Consider the following 15,496-nt stretch of genomic DNA (forward strand, 5'->3'; position numbering starts at 1 on the left):
CTAGGTTTCGTAAAGGATGCCGCCTGCTTAGGTCAGGGATCGCTTGGTATTGATTTACACCAATTTGGTGATTTTCTTTACACATCTTCTGGACATGTAAAGAAAATTGCGTTTCGTTTACATGGGATACGTACTGCGCGCCTGATATTGATGATTACCCTTCCGATGACTTTGGCCCGCGCGAGTGCGCGCGTTACATCGGTCATTTTGCTTTGTCCAACCTGGCACGCATGGATGCGGCAACGCTCTCGGCAATTTCCATTGGAAAGTTCTCCGGCATCGCCGCGATGGTGCGATCCAGCGCACCCTCGGCATCACGGACAAGGGCGACGAACAGATCATCAACTTCCGCCTCGGCAACGCCGGCAGATTTCGCGCTTTCCTTGAAGTGATAAGGAAGAATATCGCCCATACGATAGTGCCGACGATCTCCTGCGGCCATCGCAAGCCGGAACTCCCGGCGCGTCAACTGGTTCGCATCGAAATGGGGCTGCGCTGTCATGATGTCGTAAAGTGGCGTCATGCGGTACCGTCCGCCCGGTGTCAGGAAGAGGCTGAAATTCTTGGCGTGTCCATCGGTTGCACCGATCAGCCAGAACACGATCTGCGCTTTCAGGAATGCAAGACGATCCTGGTCAGCATAGTCGCTGCCGCTGAGAAGCCTGAGGCAATCGGCGATGCCTGGACCGCCGTCGGAGTTGTATTTCAGGGTTGATGGCACAGACAACGCCTGGCAGAAATCCTCCTGCGGGACGCGCAGTAAACGCCCGTCTTGTGTTATGAAACGGTCAAACCGCTCGATTGCCAGAACACGTACATTCTCAAAATCGACAATCTCGCTCTTCGCCACATCCAGACCGAGAGCCTTACACAGCGTGAGGCAGAAATGCTCGTTCTCGACGCTCCTGCGCATATCGAGTCCATTTGCCAGCTTTCCCAATTCCGGTTTCAGGATATGCGTGGTGGGAGTCGTTCCTTGTGGCAGGCACCAACCCCGGTGCCATAGCAAGGCCGTCTTCTCTTGCGCACCGGCGATCGAAATCCGAAATTCACGGTCACCATCCGCGCGAATGCCAAGTGGCGCCGTGGCGAGGTTGCGGACGATTTCCGCGATTTCGCCGTCTTCAAGGGACGTACATTCAGGCAGACCCGGAAGCACGACAGGGTCCCCTTCCGGAACAAATTGAAGTGCCCCTACGCAGTCACGTCCAATCTTGTTCAAGAGGCTGAACGGATCAATTCCCTCGGCCCCCACTTTGGCAGCAACCTTGCGCCGGATATCGGTATTGTCCGGCAGGAGATTGTCGAAATAGGCTGAAACCTCTGCGCCGGTGTAGCGCTCTTCCCGCAATGGGAGGGACAATGAGACAGGGATCGCACGGCGCTCATCATCGAGCCACGCCTGATCGTAGGAATACGATATGGCGCCGTTCGCCCCGCGTTCGAGGACCCCGATCTGGCGACCGTTGAGGGCGACGGTGAGGCGTTCGCTTTTGCGCGCCCGTCCCATCAGAACATATCCTCAATGTCTTTGTTTGAGCCTTTGGTACGCGGTTGCAGGATCATTTCCAGATCAAGCGCCCGCAACAACTCCATGACGGTCGTGAGCTTGACCGTTTCCAGACCGGTTTCTACCTGCGAAACCGTTCCCTGTCTTACGCCCGCCCGTCGTGCCATGTCGGCTTGAGTGAGGTTCTGCGCGCGTCGATAGCGCCGCAATACGCTACCAATCTGCTTGGGTGATCTGACGAGTTGGGTCATGGCGTGAATTCCGTTGTTTTCATCTATATACGCTACAGCGCATAAATAGTCAATATACGCCACAGCGTATATTGACTATTTATGCGCTGTAGCGTATGAGGATCTGCAGACGGCAAACAAGTCCGCAAGCCATTGATGTGCCAGGTTGCAAAATGAACGGTCAGAGCCGAACGTCATCGGCCGGGAAAGTCGTCGACATAAGGACGGAACAAGAACAGAACCTGTAAACTATACTGTAAACTGTTCTCTGATGTTCTTTTTTCCACAGGCTAGTGCCTTGTTTTTATGGTGGGCGGTAACGGGCTCGAACCGCTGACCCTCTCGGTGTAAACGAGATGCTCTACCAACTGAGCTAACCGCCCTATTCCATCGCGGGCTTTTGCGGATTTCTGAGAGAAAAAGCAAGAGAGCGCGTGTGAAAAACACGCGCTCTCTTCATTTGGGAGACTAGGCGGCCAGCTCGGCAATGGCCTCGACAACGGACGTGTCGCCTTCCTTCATCTCGAATACTTTGCCTTCAATACCGGCCTGCCAGACTGAGGCTGACAGCACGGCGGCCACGTCATCGCGCGTTACCTGACCATCGCGGGCGACGTGGTCGGCGAGCGTGACAAAGCCTTTGCCTTCCTCATTGCTGAGGCTGATCGGGCGGACGATGACATAGGGCATATCGGATTTTTGCAAATGCGCGTCTGCCGCGTGCTTGGCCTCCAGATAATGACGAATGCCGTCCGAGCCTTGCGAGGGATCGTCTGCGCCGACCGAGCTGAGCATGACGAAGCGGCCAATTTTGGCCTTGGCTGCCGCGTCGATCAGCGCAATCGCCCCATCGCGGTCCACCTTGTCTGTCATGTCCTTGCCGGTATCGGCGCCCGAACCGGCCGCGAAGACCACCGCATCCACATCGCGCACGACGTCGTCCTTCAGGTCGGTCAGGTCGGCCATGCGAAGTTCACAGCCCGCAGGAAGTACACTCGTATCGGCACTCTCCCGCGCCATGGCGACGGGCACGTGGCCTGCGTCGGTCAGTTTTTGCACAAGGCGTGCGCCTGTATTGCCTGTCGCGCCAGCTACGAGAATTCTCATATCCATATCTCCTGTCAGTTTCATGTTCTGACAGACCAATGGGTGCAGGCAGCCAACGTTCCGCTTCGCACGCAGGCACAAAAAAAGCGGCCGCATCAGAAACGCGGCCGCTTTATCTTTATGTGTCAGTCCTTAGTGGGGACGAACCGTATCCGAACTCGAGGCCGGTTGGCCGGAAAGGCTTGCCTGCAAGGCAGCCTCGTCAGCTTCCGACCAGACAATCGGGCTCAGGGGCTCGCTCAGCGCGAGTTCCAGAACTTCGTTGATGTCCGACACCGGAATGATCCGAAGGCCGGTCTTCACATTGTCCGGGATCTCCTCGAGATCCTTCTCGTTCTCTTCCGGGATCAGCACCGTCTTGATGCCACCGCGTAGCGCCGCCAGGAGTTTCTCCTTCAGGCCGCCAATCGGCAACACGCGACCACGCAGCGAAATCTCGCCCGTCATCGCGACCTCACGGTTCACCGGAATGCCGGTGAGCAGCGAGACGATGGCCGTTGTCATGGCCGCGCCGGCACTCGGACCATCCTTCGGTGTCGCGCCATCAGGCACGTGCACGTGGATGTCGTTCGTGCTGAACACGGTCGGCTTGATGCCGAGGACAACCGAGCGGGACCGGACCAGCGAGCTGGCCGCCTGGATCGATTCCTTCATGACGTCGCGCAGGTTACCCGTGACCTTCATGTTACCACGACCCGGCATCTTGACCGCCTCGATGGTTAGGAGGTCGCCGCCGGATTCCGTCCAGGCAAGGCCGGTAACGGCACCAATCTGATCGGTCTCGTCGGCAAGGCCATAACGGAATTTCTTCACGCCGGCATATTCGGCCAGGTTCTGGGCATTGATCGTCAACGACGTCAGCGACTCGTCTGTTGCCAGCTTGCGCACCACCTTGCGGGCAAGCCGCGCGATCTCACGCTTGAGCGACCGTACACCGGCCTCACGGGTATAGTACCGCGCAAGGTCGCGAACGGCTTCGTCCGTGACGATCCATTCGTCGGCTTTCAGGCCATGATCTTCACGCACCTGAGGGATCAGGTGGCGCTTGGTGATCTCGACCTTCTCGTCCTCGGTATAACCGGCGATCCGGATGATCTCCATGCGGTCCAGCAGGGGCTGGGGCATGTTGAGCGAGTTCGCCGTGGTGACGAACATCACGTCCGACAGGTCATAGTCGACTTCAAGATAGTGGTCGTTGAACGTGGCGTTCTGTTCCGGGTCGAGCACTTCGAGCAGGGCCGAGGCAGGATCGCCGCGATGGTCCATGCCCATCTTGTCGATCTCATCCAGCAGGAAGAGCGGGTTGCCCGTCTTCGCCTTTTTCAGCGACTGCACGATCCGGCCCGGCATGGAGCCGATATACGTGCGGCGGTGACCGCGGATCTCGGACTCGTCACGCACGCCGCCCAGCGACACGCGCACAAAGTCGCGGCCTGTCGCTTCAGCGATGGACTTGCCAAGCGAGGTCTTGCCGACGCCGGGAGGGCCGACGAGGCAGAGGATCGGGCCTTTCAGCTTGCCGGTGCGCTTCTGCACGGCAAGGTATTCGAGGATCCGCTCCTTGACCTTCTCGAGACCGTAATGGTCGTCATCGAGCTGCTTCTCGGCCTTCGCAAGGTCCGTCTGGATATCCTTGCGCTTGCCCCATGGCAGCGACAGCAGCCAGTCGAGATAATTGCGCACGACGGTGGATTCCGCAGACATCGGAGACATCTGGCGCAGTTTCTTGACTTCGGCTTCGGCCTTGGCGCGGGCCTCCTCGGTGAACGGCGTGTCGGCGATTTTCTGCTCGAGTTCGGCCACTTCGTCGCGTTCGCCGCCGTCGCCGCCCTGTTCGCCCAGCTCGCGCTGGATCGCCTTCATCTGTTCATTGAGATAATACTCGCGCTGGGTCTTCTCCATCTGCCGCTTGACGCGGTTTTTGATCTTCCGCTCCATTTGCAGCATGCCCATTTCGCCTTCCATCAGGGCGAACACCTTCTCGAGGCGGTCCTTGATGTCTGACAGTTCGAGCAGTTCCTGCTTGTCGGAAATCTTCACCGACAGTTGCGAGGCAACGGCGTCAGCGAGTTTGCCCGGCTCGGTGAGCTGGCTGATCGTGGTGACGGATTCCGGCGGGATCTTGCGGTTCAGTTTGACGTAATTCTCGAACTGCTCCTGCACGGCGCGCATCAGCGCCTGCACATCGCCGCCGTCTGTCTCGGCTTCAGGAATGGTTTCAACTTCAGCTTCGAAATAGTCGCCCCGGTCATGCAGCGCATTGAGGCGCGCACGTGTCTGGCCCTCGACGAGCACCTTCACGGTGCCATCAGGCAATTTCAGAAGCTGGAGGATGGTGGCAATCGTGCCGATCGGATGCACGTCATCAGCGCCAGGATCGTCGACCGAGGCGTCGCGCTGGGCCACCAGCATGATTTCATTATCACCCTCATCGATCATTTCGAGGGCACGAACGGACTTGTCACGGCCCACGAAAAGCGGTGCGACCATGTCCGGAAACACAACGATGTCCCGAAGCGGCAACACCGGAAGGTTCTTTTGTCTTGGCATGTGAATGCCTCCTTGGAATATGGGCCCCGCTTGGCGGCGACCCCTCTGTGCACCCTGCCCGTCAATCATGACGAGAGTCGGGCGGATAGCTAAGATGTGGATCGCAAGGGCCGGTGCTTCAAGCCGAAGAATGCGCAAGAATCTGGGGAATTGAAAAACAGCCTGAAATCAAGGCATCGCGGCCCGCCATTCCTTTGCACTCTCCGTCTCTTTCTTTTGATGAGCCATGAACGCTTTCAACACGCCTAGCCTGGGGTTTGTTGGCTTGCCGTCACCGAGCAGCCTTATCTGTTCATAATACCAGCCCTGAGCGCCAAATCCGTTGAGCGCCTTTATCAGCTTTATGGGCGAATTCGGCCCGAATATGCCCGGCCCGATGCGTAGCTCTGCCTCCCATTTGGTGGCATCGGCCTCACCGGACAATAGCTTTGCCGGGGTCGCAGGATCAACACAGAGCGGGCGTCCGAGACCGACAAGATCGGCTTCATGCCCTTCAAGCGCAGCATCCATTGCAGATCGCGTACGAAACCCACCCGTTACCATCAGGGGCATCGTGGCGCGCTCCTGCACGGATTTGGCATAGGAGAGGAAATAGGCCTCACGCTCACGGGTCGAGCTGCGGCGGGAATCCTCGAAAGAGGGCTCAAGCCCCTCCATATCCATCATCGCCGGCTGCTCGTAATTGCCGCCGGAAATCTCCACGAAATCAACGCCCAGCCCATTGAGAATATCAATAACGGCAAGACAGTCCGCATGGCTGAAGCCGCCTTTCTGGAAATCGGCCGAATTGAGCTTCACCGACACCGAAAAGCCCGGCCCGCCCTGCACTTTGGCCTCCCGCACACTATCGACCAGCAGGCGCGCGCGATTTTCCAGCGGCCCACCCCAGTCATCCTCGCGCCTGTTGGCGAGCGGTGAAAGGAAGGAGCTCAGCAGGTAGCCATGGGCGGCATGGACCTGAATGCCATCAAACCCGGCTTTCCTGCCGACGCGCGCGGCCCGCCCAAAGCCCTCGACCACCGCCCTGATCTCGTCAGCGGTCATGGCGCGGGGCTCTCCGAACTGCCCACCGGGCAGCCCAAGGGCCACGGGGCTCGGCGCGGCGGGGCGCGGATTGACCAGTTTGGGCGTCTGCCGCCCGGCATGGCTGACCTGCATGATGAACGCCGCGCCATGCGACTTGGCCGCTTCAGCCCAGCGCGACAGGCCATCCAGCTCATCCTCGCCCGACTTTGCGTCGATCACGACATTGCCGACGCGCTCAAGATGGTGGCGGTCAATCTGCACATTTCCGGTCAGCAGCCCGCCGGCTCCGCCCTCGGCCCAGCGGCGATAGAGGGTGACATGTTCCTCAGTTGGCCGGTTGCGCGAATCCGCGAGTCCCTCTGTCATGGCAGCCTTCACAAGACGGTTCGGGAAGGTCAGCCCACTCGACAGGGTTAACGGGGCATTAATCGTGACAGGCATTATGTTCTCCCAATATCGACACTGAGTCGCACGCCCTTTAAGGGAGACCAATTATGGCCGCCGCCAATCAAGCAAAGCTGTTCGACACTATGGTACCAGATTCTTCCGGCTATTCGGCCAAAGATATTGAAGTTCTTGAGGGCCTTGAACCGGTCCGCAAACGGCCCGGCATGTATATTGGCGGCACGGATGAGCGCGCCTATCATCACCTCTTCGCCGAAGTGCTCGATAACTCGATGGATGAGGCCGTTGCTGGCCACGCAAACCGCATCGAAATCCACCTCGATGCCGAGGGCTTCCTGACCGTCGTCGACAATGGACGCGGCATCCCGGTCGACCCGCACCCGAAATTCCCCAAGAAATCGGCGCTGGAAGTGATCATGACCACGCTCCACGCGGGCGGCAAGTTCTCCGACAAGGCCTATGAAACGGCGGGCGGCCTTCACGGCGTGGGTATTTCGGTAGTGAACGCGCTGTCCGAACTGGTCGAAGTGGAAGTCGCGCGCGACAAGATTCTCTACCGCCAGACCTTCTCTCGCGGCCTGCCACAGGGAAAGCTGGAAAAGGTCGGCGCCACACCGAACCGCCGGGGCACCTCGGTGAAATTCCGTCCCGACACCCAGATCTTCGGCGAGAAGCTGCGCTTCCGCCCTGCCCGCCTGTTCCAGATGGCGCGGTCGAAAGCCTATCTCTATCGCGGCGTCGAAGTGCGCTGGAGCTGTGACCCGAGCCTGCTGCCGGAAGATTCCAAGATCCCGGCCGAAGCGGTCCTCTCCTATCCGAACGGCCTCGCTGACCAGCTGGACGAAGTCTTTGCCGACAAGGCGACGATCACCGAGAGCTCGTTCACCGGCCTTGTCGACGCCGGCAAGGAAGGCAAGGTCGAATGGGCCATCGCCTGGACACGCGCCGGCTTCGGCGAAGCGGACGGCTTTGCCCGCTCGTACTGTAACACGATCCCGACACCGGAAGGCGGCACGCACGAAGCCGGTTTCCGCTCGGCGATCACAAAGGGCCTGCGCAACTTTGCCGAGCTGACGGGCCAGAAGAAGGGCGCCGATATCACGGCCGAAGACATTATGGGCCATTCGGGCCTGTTGTTGTCGGTCTTCATCCGCAACCCTGAATTCGTCGGCCAGACCAAGGACAAGCTATCGACCACGGCGGCCTTCCGCCTCGTTGAAAACGCGGTTCGCGACCGGTTCGACCACTGGCTCGCCGGCAGCCCGAAAGAGGCTGACAAGCTGCTCACCTGGGCCATCGACCGGGCCGAAGAGCGCGCCAACCGCCGCAAGCAGAAAGAGATCAGCCGCAAGTCGGTCACCAAGAAACTCCGCCTGCCCGGCAAGCTCGCCGACTGCGCCGAGAAGGGCCCGGAAGGCACTGAACTGTTCCTCGTCGAAGGCGACTCCGCTGGCGGCAGCGCCAAGCAGGCGCGCGACCGGAAAACGCAGGCCATCCTTCCCCTGCGCGGCAAGATCCTGAACGTGGAGAGTGCTTCGGCCGACAAGCTGGCGGGCAACCAGGAACTCAACGACCTCGCCCTCGCGCTCGGCACCCAGCTCGGCCGCAAGTTCGACCTGGATGAGCTGCGCTATGAGCGCATCATCATCATGACCGATGCTGACGTTGACGGCGCGCACATTGCGGCGCTGTTGATCACATTCTTCTATCGCCTGACGCCGGGCCTGATCGAGAGCGGACGCCTGTTCATGGCGCAGCCGCCGCTGTTCCGCCTGTCGAACAAGGGCACGATTGCCTATGCGATGAACGAAGAGCAGCGGACTGAAGTGATGGCCAAGCATTTCAAGCCGAACCAGAAAGTCGATATGGTGCGCTTCAAGGGTCTCGGCGAAATGAACCCGTCGCAGCTCAAGGAAACCACCATGAACCCGTCCACCCGCACGCTGGCCCGCGTTACGCTGCCGGACTCTATGGACGAGCTGACGGAGATGAAGCCATCCGAACTCATCAACACGCTGATGGGCAAGAAGGCTGAAACCCGGTTCAAATTCATCCAGGACAATGCCGCCTTCGTAGACGAGTTGGATATTTAAGCGGACTGCTTAACGCCCGCCCCCCTGGCGAACGCCGGGGTCGCATGGGGCTTTTTCCTGTCTCCAATTGCCAGAGGTCCCGGCGTTCGCCGGGACTGCGCATAGATTTATCTGAAGGTATGTATGGAGAGGCGTGAGAAAGCGCTGCGACCGGCCATGTCCGCGAGGGGTGGCACGGGAGCCGGTCGCAGCGCCCGATCCTCAGGCGGCGCCAGTCGGGGCGGGAGGCACCTGGCCTGTGGAGGTCTTGCGGGCAGACGTGTCATCGCTGCGGATGCTATCGCGAACGGAATCAGACAGACGTCCGAGAACAGAGTTTTCGCCGGTAAGGTTATGGCGGTCGGCCTCGTCCTTCATGGTTGAGAAGAAGCGGCCGAGCTTCTTGCGGTTGGCATAGCCGGCAACGGCGGCGAGACCAAGCAGCGCGATTGTTGAGGGATATGACTTGCTGGACATTGATGTATTCCTTTCCGATTTCAGGGTTACGCGTGAGTGCGACGTGAGAAGAAGTTCCAGACAACGAGAACGATGACTGCGCCGAGCGTGGCACCGATCAGGCCAGCCCCGTCGCCTTCGCCATAGAAACCAAGCGTCTGGCCGAGGAAGGTGAAGACGAATGCGCCGACAACGCCGAGCAGCATCGTGAGCAGGAAGCCTTTAGGCTCGTTCCTGCCCGGGTGAAGGAACTTGGCGATGACACCGGCAATGAGGCCGATGAAGAGTGTCATGATGAAGCCCATTGCGAGGGTCCTTTTTGGCTGGATTGCTAAATCAATCCGCGCAAAGGCTTTTCGTTCCGGGGTTACGAAAATGATTAGTTCGATTGGTCCGCGAGCTATCCGCGCCGGGCCTCGGTCACGAAATCCACAAAGGCGCGCAGCGGCGCCGGCATGAAACGCCGATTGTAGAAATAGAGCTGGGGACCTTCGAACTCAGGCCACCAGTCCTGCAAAACGGGCTCAAGCGCTCCGGTTGCGAAATGCGGCTCGAGCCAATTGCGGAAGCCCTGGGTCAGACCGAAGCCATTGATCGCAGCTTTGATCGCCGCGCTTCCGCCCGCCGTGCCGACGATCAGCCGGCCCTCCGGCTCGACCACGAGTTCCTCGCCATCGCGGGCAAACTCCCACGGGATCATGGCGCCGCTGGAGAAGCGCAGACGGACACATTCGTGCTGCAACACGTCGCGCGGGTGCTCCGGGCGTCCATGGGCATCGAGATAGGCCGGCGAGGCGGCGGTGGCGGCCTGCTGCATGGCCGGACCGATCGGCACGGCGATCATGTCCTGCGCCAGGCGTTCGCCATAGCGGATGCCCGCATCGCACCCGGCGGCGACCGTATCGACGAAGCGATCATCCACCATGATCTCGACACTGACGTCCGGATGGCGACGCAGGAATGCCTCGACCAGGGGCGGCAGGATGTCGACCATCACGGCGCCCGGCACATTGAGCCGCAGCATGCCGCGCACGGCATTGCCGGAACTCATGGCCGCGTCGACGGCGGCGCGCGCCTCCGCGAGGATGGGTTCGAGGCGAGCAGCCAGATCGCGCCCGGCCTCTGTGGGCGTCACCGAGCGCGTGGTGCGGCTCAGCAGGCGCACCCCCATGCTGGCCTCAAGGCGCGAGAGCGTTTCGCTGACGGTGGATGGCGACACGCCAAGCTGGCGCGCGGCATCCCGAAAACCGCCTGCGCGCACAATGGCCAGGAAGACCGAAAGCTCGTCGAGGGAAGCCGGAGGATTGTTCGTCATATCGAACAGTCTATTCGGGATTGGCCGGATTATCAATGTCAGCAACTGGCCCTATCTCAGGCAGGAAAAGGAGATCCCCATGACCCACACCGACCCAAATCCTTCAGCCACCGCCGCAGGCCGCTTCACGTTTCCGGGCACCGACATCAGCGTCAACCGGATGGGCTACGGCGCCATGCAGCTTGCCGGGCCCGGCGTGTTCGGCCCGCCAAAGGACGAAGCCGTGGCGCGCGATGTGTTGCGTGAGGCCATTGCGCTCGGCATCGACCATATCGACACGAGCGACTTCTACGGGCCTTATGTCACCAACCGGCTGATCCGCGAGGCGCTGCATCCCTATCCGGCAGACCTGACGCTGGTCACAAAGGTCGGCGCCTACCGGGACGACAAGGGCGGCTGGCTGCACAACATCACGCCGGACTTCCTGAAACGCTCGGTCGAGGAAAACCTCGAGAATCTGAAACGGGACCGTATGGACGTCGTAAACCTGCGCATTGCCGGACCGGACGAGGACGTGCGTGAGGCCATGATCGCCATGCGCGACCTGCAGGAAGAGGGCCTCATCGCCCATATCGGCATGAGCACGGTGACGATGGACCAGCTGCGCGCAGGGCAGGACATTGCCCCGGTCGTGTGTGTCCAGAACATGTACAATCTCGTACACCGCGAAGATGACGCGATGATCGACGCGCTGGCCGATGAAGGCATTGCCTATGTGCCATATTTCCCGCTGGGCGGATTCTCGCCGATCCAGTCTGCGGGCCTGAATGACGTGGCGGCGGACCTTGGCGCGACGCCGCAGCAGGTGGCACTCGCATGGTTGCTGCAGCGCAGCCCGAACATGCTGCTGATCCCCGGCACGGGATCGATCGGGCACCTGCATGATAATGTCGCGGCTGCGGCGCTCGAACTGACGCCGGAGGCAAAGCTCAAGCTGGACGGGCTAGCCAGCGCATAATTGACCTGCCGTCGATTGCTTATCCTTCGCGGCCCGCCTAAATGCTCAGAATGAGCAAAGTACTGGATATTCTCGCAGCGCAGCTGAACCCCGTGGTTGGCGACATCAATGGCAACCTGGCGCTGGCCCGTGAGGCCTATGCCGAGGCAAGGGAGCGGGACGCAGACCTTCTGGTGCTGAGCGAGCTGTTCATCCTCGGCTATCCGGCGGAAGATCTCGTGCTGAAGCCAAGCGCGGTGGAACTGTCCATGGCCGCCGTGAGGACGCTGGCCAGCGAAACCGGCGGCGGGCCAGCCATCCTGATCGGCTGTCCATGGGATGTGGACGGCAAGGTGCACAATTCATCCGTCCTGCTGAAGGACGGCATTGTGGCGGGGCGCTGCGACAAGCGTGAGCTGCCGAACTATGGCGTGTTCGACGAGAAGCGGATCTTTGCGCCCGGCGACGGCGCGCCGTTCGTGTTCACGCTCAAGGGCGTGAAAGTCGGCGTCGCAATCTGCGAGGACATCTGGTTCGAGCGGGTGCCGCTGTCGCTGAAAGGCGCAGGCGCCGAAATGCTGGTCGTGCCGAACGGATCGCCCTGGCGCCGGACGGTTCATGCCGAGCGGCACACCACGTTCAGCGCCTGGCGCAAGACCGGCCTGCCCTATCTCTTCGTCAACCAGGTCGGCGGACAGGACGAGCTTGTCTTCGACGGCTCCAGCTACGCCGTCGATGATGATGGCACCGAGCACCAGTTGTTGGGTGATTTCGAGACAGGCACCGCCATGGTCTCGTTCGACGGCGAGAGCGGCAGTTTCCAGAGCCAGGCACGGGCGACGCTGACCGAGGGCTGGGAAGCGGAATACCGCGCGGCTGTTCTGGCGCTCGGCGACTATGTGAACAAGAACAAGTTCCCCGGTGTCGTGCTTGGCATGAGCGGCGGGATCGACTCGGCGCTGACGGCGGCAATGGCAGTAGACGCGCTGGGGGCCGAGCGCGTCTGGTGTGTGATGATGCCGTCAAAGTATACGAGCAGCGACAGCCTTGAGGATGCCAAGGCGTGCGCCGAAATGCTCGGCTGCAAGTATGACATTATCAACATCCGCCCGGGCGTGAACGCGCTGGACGAGATGCTGGCGGACCAGTTCGCCGGGACACAACCAAACACGACCGAAGAGAACATCCAGTCGCGCCTGCGCGCTGTGACGCTGATGGCCCTGTCGAACAAGTTCGGCCACATGGTGGTGACAACCGGCAACAAAAGCGAAATGGCCGTCGGCTATGCGACGCTCTATGGCGACATGTGCGGCGGCTACAATGCGCTGAAGGATTTCTACAAGACCGAAGTGTTCGAACTGGCCAAGTGGCGCAATACGGCCATCCCGCGCGGCGCGCTGGGTCCCGGCGGCGAAGTGATCCCTGCGCGTATCATTACCAAGCCGCCCTCGGCCGAACTGCGCGAAGACCAGCGCGACGATGACAGCCTGCCGCCCTATGACGTGCTGGACGATATCCTGCGCGGCCTTGTGGACCTTGAAGAGGATATCGATGACATCCTCGCACGCGGCCATGACGTGGCCACCGTGCGGCGCATCGAACACCTGCTCTACATTGCCGAGTACAAGCGGCGCCAAGCCCCACCGGGCGTGAAAGTCGGCGGCAAGAATTTCGGCCGCGACCGCCGCTATCCGATCACCAACCGGTTCCGGGACGACTGAAAGCCCCCGTTTCAAATACAGGGCTACACCGACTATGATTGCCGGGATTACAACCTGCCAGGCAGCGAGGTGTATGCATGATCCAGTTCCTTCGGGCTGAAGCGCGATGGCTGTTTGCCGGCTTCCTTCTCTGCCTGTCATCCAGTTTCGGGCAGACCTATTTCATCTCGCTTTCAAATGACGTGCTGATGCAGCGGTTCAGCCTGAACCATGGCGGCATCGGGCTCGTCTATGCACTCGCCACAACGGCCAGCGCGTTGATACTGCTGGAATTCGGCAAGCTGGTGGACCGCGTGACGACGCGCACGGCCGCGCTGGTCGTAGCGTTCGGGCTGGCGGGCGCCTGCCTGCTGATGGCCATGGTGCAGGCTGTCTGGATGCTGTTCTTCGCCTTCCTGGCGCTGCGCCTGTTCGGACAGGGCATGATGAGCCAGGTGGCCATGACGGCAACCGGGCGCTGGTTCGATGCACGCCGGGGCCGCGCCATCAGCATTGTGACGTTGGGCTATGCAGCGGGCATCGCGTTCATGCCTGCTGCCGCCGTCGCGGTGATCTCGGCGTTCGGCTTCCGGCACCTCTGGTGGCTGGCGGCCGCCATCATGCTTCTCTTGGCGGCGCCGGTCCTCTATGTGCTGCTCTCGCACGAGCGCGTGCCGCAGGGCTCAGCCCTTGATGACGGCCAGCCGCTGGCACTTGAAAAGCATAGCTGGCGCCGGGCCCAGCTGCTGCGCGCACCGGTTTTCTGGATCTTGCTGACGGGCCTCCTGTGCCCGTCCTTCATGTTCACCAGCCTGCTGTTTCACCAGCTCAACCTGATTGAGGTGAAAGGCTGGGACATGGCCCGCTATGCGTCAGTGTTCTCGGTCTTCGCGATTGTTCAGGTCTGCGCCTCACTGCTCAGCGGCGGATTGATCGACCGCTTCAGCGCCCGGCAGATGCTGCCCTTCTATCTCCTGCCGATGACCCTAGGCCTGATCGGGCTCGGATCGGTGGACGGTTTCTGGATCGCCTTTCCCGCCATGATGCTCGTCGGCTTCACCGCCGGCTTTGACAGCTCAATTGCCGGGGCCCTCTGGCCGGAACTGTTCGGTCTGAAATACCTTGGCGAACTGCGCGCGCTGACCTTCGCGGCCGTGGTCCTGGCGTCTGCGGTCTCGCCCATGGTCACAGGCTGGCTGATCGACCGGGGCGTCGCCTTCCCGCACCAGCTCCTGTTCATGGGCCTCTACAGCATCGCGGCAAGCGGCGTCATGCTGGCGCTACAGCCGCGCCTGTTTGCCATTGCAACCGACGTGGCAAAGCCCGCCTGAGCGCGGCTTATTCGATCGGCGCTTCGCCGAGGCTTTCCGCCAGCGCGGCATTCTGCTCCGCTTCGGCGCGGATGCCTTCCACCTGGTCCAGTGTGATGTCGGACGCGTCGCCATAACCGGTGATCGGTGACGGCACGATGCCGGGCACGGTGACAACCTCATCATAAAGCAGCCAGACCTTGCTGCCATCGCTACAGGTCACACGCAGCCATTCATCTTCCTGACCCTTGGTGGACTGGATATCGGTGATGTCCATCAGCTCGGCTTCGTTGATGTCATACTCCGTGCCGGCATAGGAGAGGATGGCAAAGCCCTCGCCGAGATAGCGCAGATAGTTCAGCTGCTCGCCCTGTTTCAGGTCCAGCGTCTGCATGCTGCCCGCATCGCTGATATATTCGATCTGGGCATCCTGGTTGAGCGTGACGGGGAAGGTTTTCGTGGCGACGAAGAATTCCAGCTCGTCGGACGAGACGCGCGGATTGTTCCAGAGCTGGTAATTGGCAAGCTGCGGCAGCGTGCAGGCCTTGTCCTGAGGCGAAGCGGGGTTGGGCTTGGCCCGCCCCATGACACTGATGCTCTCATCAAGCACGACAAAACCCGCCGGATATTCCCCCGGCCAACCGGGCGAAATATACCAGCCCTCGCCATAGCCCGACAGCTTGGCAAAGTCCGGCGCCACATAGTCGCTCGCCTGAGGCGTCTCGCTCAGCGAGCCCGGCTGGGCCATTTCATGGTCCTCGACAGCCACGATGTCGCTTTCCTGCGGCACGTCCTTGGGCTGTCCACAGGCAGCCAGCAGGATGGCGGCGGTAAGTATCCAGCCATATTTCATATCCGACTCCTCCGGGCGACTCGCT

13 protein-coding genes and 1 tRNA gene are annotated in these 15,496 nt (G+C 60.9%); 4 read left to right on the forward strand and 10 right to left on the reverse strand.

Going from position 1 to position 15,496, the window contains the following annotated elements; translation table 11 throughout:
• Nucleotides 1-202 precede the first annotated feature (202 nt).
• The 6 genes from HOC_RS00135 to HOC_RS00160 all read right to left on the reverse strand — a co-directional run bounded on the left by HOC_RS00135 (nucleotide 203) and on the right by HOC_RS00160 (nucleotide 6,864).
• Nucleotides 203-1,510 (reverse strand): type II toxin-antitoxin system HipA family toxin, encoded by a 1,308-nt coding sequence (locus tag HOC_RS00135; protein WP_035534555.1) that lies wholly within the window; start codon nucleotides 1,508-1,510, stop codon nucleotides 203-205.
• Complete coding sequence (locus tag HOC_RS00140; RefSeq protein WP_035534557.1) at nucleotides 1,510-1,761, reverse strand: helix-turn-helix domain-containing protein; 252 nt, start codon at nucleotides 1,759-1,761, stop codon at nucleotides 1,510-1,512. Before HOC_RS00140 ends, HOC_RS00135 begins: the two co-directional genes overlap by 1 nt.
• 286 nt (nucleotides 1,762-2,047) lie before the next feature.
• Nucleotides 2,048-2,123: transfer RNA gene (locus HOC_RS00145), tRNA-Val, on the reverse strand.
• Nucleotides 2,124-2,208: 85 nt separating this feature from the next.
• The gene (locus tag HOC_RS00150; protein ID WP_035535076.1) at nucleotides 2,209-2,847 is read right to left on the reverse strand and encodes an SDR family oxidoreductase; all 639 of its coding nucleotides are present in this window, start codon (nucleotides 2,845-2,847) and stop codon (nucleotides 2,209-2,211) included.
• A gap of 132 nt (nucleotides 2,848-2,979) precedes the next feature.
• Entirely contained in the window at nucleotides 2,980-5,397 is a 2,418-nt protein-coding gene (gene lon, locus HOC_RS00155) for an endopeptidase La (RefSeq protein WP_035534559.1), read from the reverse strand.
• 168 nt (nucleotides 5,398-5,565) lie between these two features.
• Entirely contained in the window at nucleotides 5,566-6,864 is a 1,299-nt protein-coding gene (locus HOC_RS00160) for an NADH:flavin oxidoreductase/NADH oxidase family protein (protein ID WP_035534560.1), read from the reverse strand.
• 53 nt (nucleotides 6,865-6,917) lie between these two features.
• Between HOC_RS00160 and parE the strand changes: the two genes are divergently transcribed.
• Nucleotides 6,918-8,921 carry a DNA topoisomerase IV subunit B gene (gene parE, locus HOC_RS00165; protein ID WP_035534563.1) on the forward strand — a complete coding sequence of 668 codons (2,004 nt, stop codon included), beginning with the start codon at nucleotides 6,918-6,920 and terminating at the stop codon, nucleotides 8,919-8,921.
• Nucleotides 8,922-9,122: 201 nt separating this feature from the next.
• On the opposite strand, the gene HOC_RS00170 is transcribed toward parE, so the two are convergent.
• The 3 genes from HOC_RS00170 to HOC_RS00180 form a co-directional block, all read right to left on the reverse strand.
• Nucleotides 9,123-9,377 (reverse strand): hypothetical protein, encoded by a 255-nt coding sequence (locus tag HOC_RS00170; RefSeq protein ID WP_035534565.1) that lies wholly within the window; start codon nucleotides 9,375-9,377, stop codon nucleotides 9,123-9,125.
• A gap of 26 nt (nucleotides 9,378-9,403) precedes the next feature.
• Complete coding sequence (locus HOC_RS00175; RefSeq protein ID WP_035534568.1) at nucleotides 9,404-9,661, reverse strand: GlsB/YeaQ/YmgE family stress response membrane protein; 258 nt, start codon at nucleotides 9,659-9,661, stop codon at nucleotides 9,404-9,406.
• Between the two features lie 95 nt (nucleotides 9,662-9,756).
• Complete coding sequence (locus HOC_RS00180; protein WP_035534571.1) at nucleotides 9,757-10,671, reverse strand: LysR family transcriptional regulator; 915 nt, start codon at nucleotides 10,669-10,671, stop codon at nucleotides 9,757-9,759.
• Between the two features lie 79 nt (nucleotides 10,672-10,750).
• Here HOC_RS00180 and HOC_RS00185 point away from each other — a divergent pair, with 79 nt between their 5' ends.
• From HOC_RS00185 to HOC_RS00195, 3 genes are all read left to right on the forward strand, one after another.
• Nucleotides 10,751-11,629, forward strand: a complete 879-nt coding sequence (locus HOC_RS00185) for an oxidoreductase (protein WP_035534574.1) — start codon at nucleotides 10,751-10,753, stop codon at nucleotides 11,627-11,629.
• 50 nt (nucleotides 11,630-11,679) lie between these two features.
• Nucleotides 11,680-13,329 carry an NAD+ synthase gene (locus tag HOC_RS00190; RefSeq protein WP_035535078.1) on the forward strand — a complete coding sequence of 550 codons (1,650 nt, stop codon included), beginning with the start codon at nucleotides 11,680-11,682 and terminating at the stop codon, nucleotides 13,327-13,329.
• Nucleotides 13,330-13,406: 77 nt separating this feature from the next.
• Nucleotides 13,407-14,639 carry an MFS transporter gene (locus HOC_RS00195; protein WP_035534577.1) on the forward strand — a complete coding sequence of 411 codons (1,233 nt, stop codon included), beginning with the start codon at nucleotides 13,407-13,409 and terminating at the stop codon, nucleotides 14,637-14,639.
• Between the two features lie 7 nt (nucleotides 14,640-14,646).
• On the opposite strand, the gene HOC_RS00200 is transcribed toward HOC_RS00195, so the two are convergent.
• Nucleotides 14,647-15,471: a hypothetical protein gene (locus HOC_RS00200; protein WP_051624370.1), complete on the reverse strand. Its 825-nt coding sequence runs from the start codon at nucleotides 15,469-15,471 to the stop codon at nucleotides 14,647-14,649.
• Between the last annotated feature and the right edge of the window lie 25 nt (nucleotides 15,472-15,496).

Origin of the sequence: Hyphomonas oceanitis SCH89 (assembly GCF_000685295.1) — a bacterium.
Taxonomy (GTDB): Bacteria; Pseudomonadota; Alphaproteobacteria; order Caulobacterales; family Hyphomonadaceae; genus Hyphomonas; species Hyphomonas oceanitis.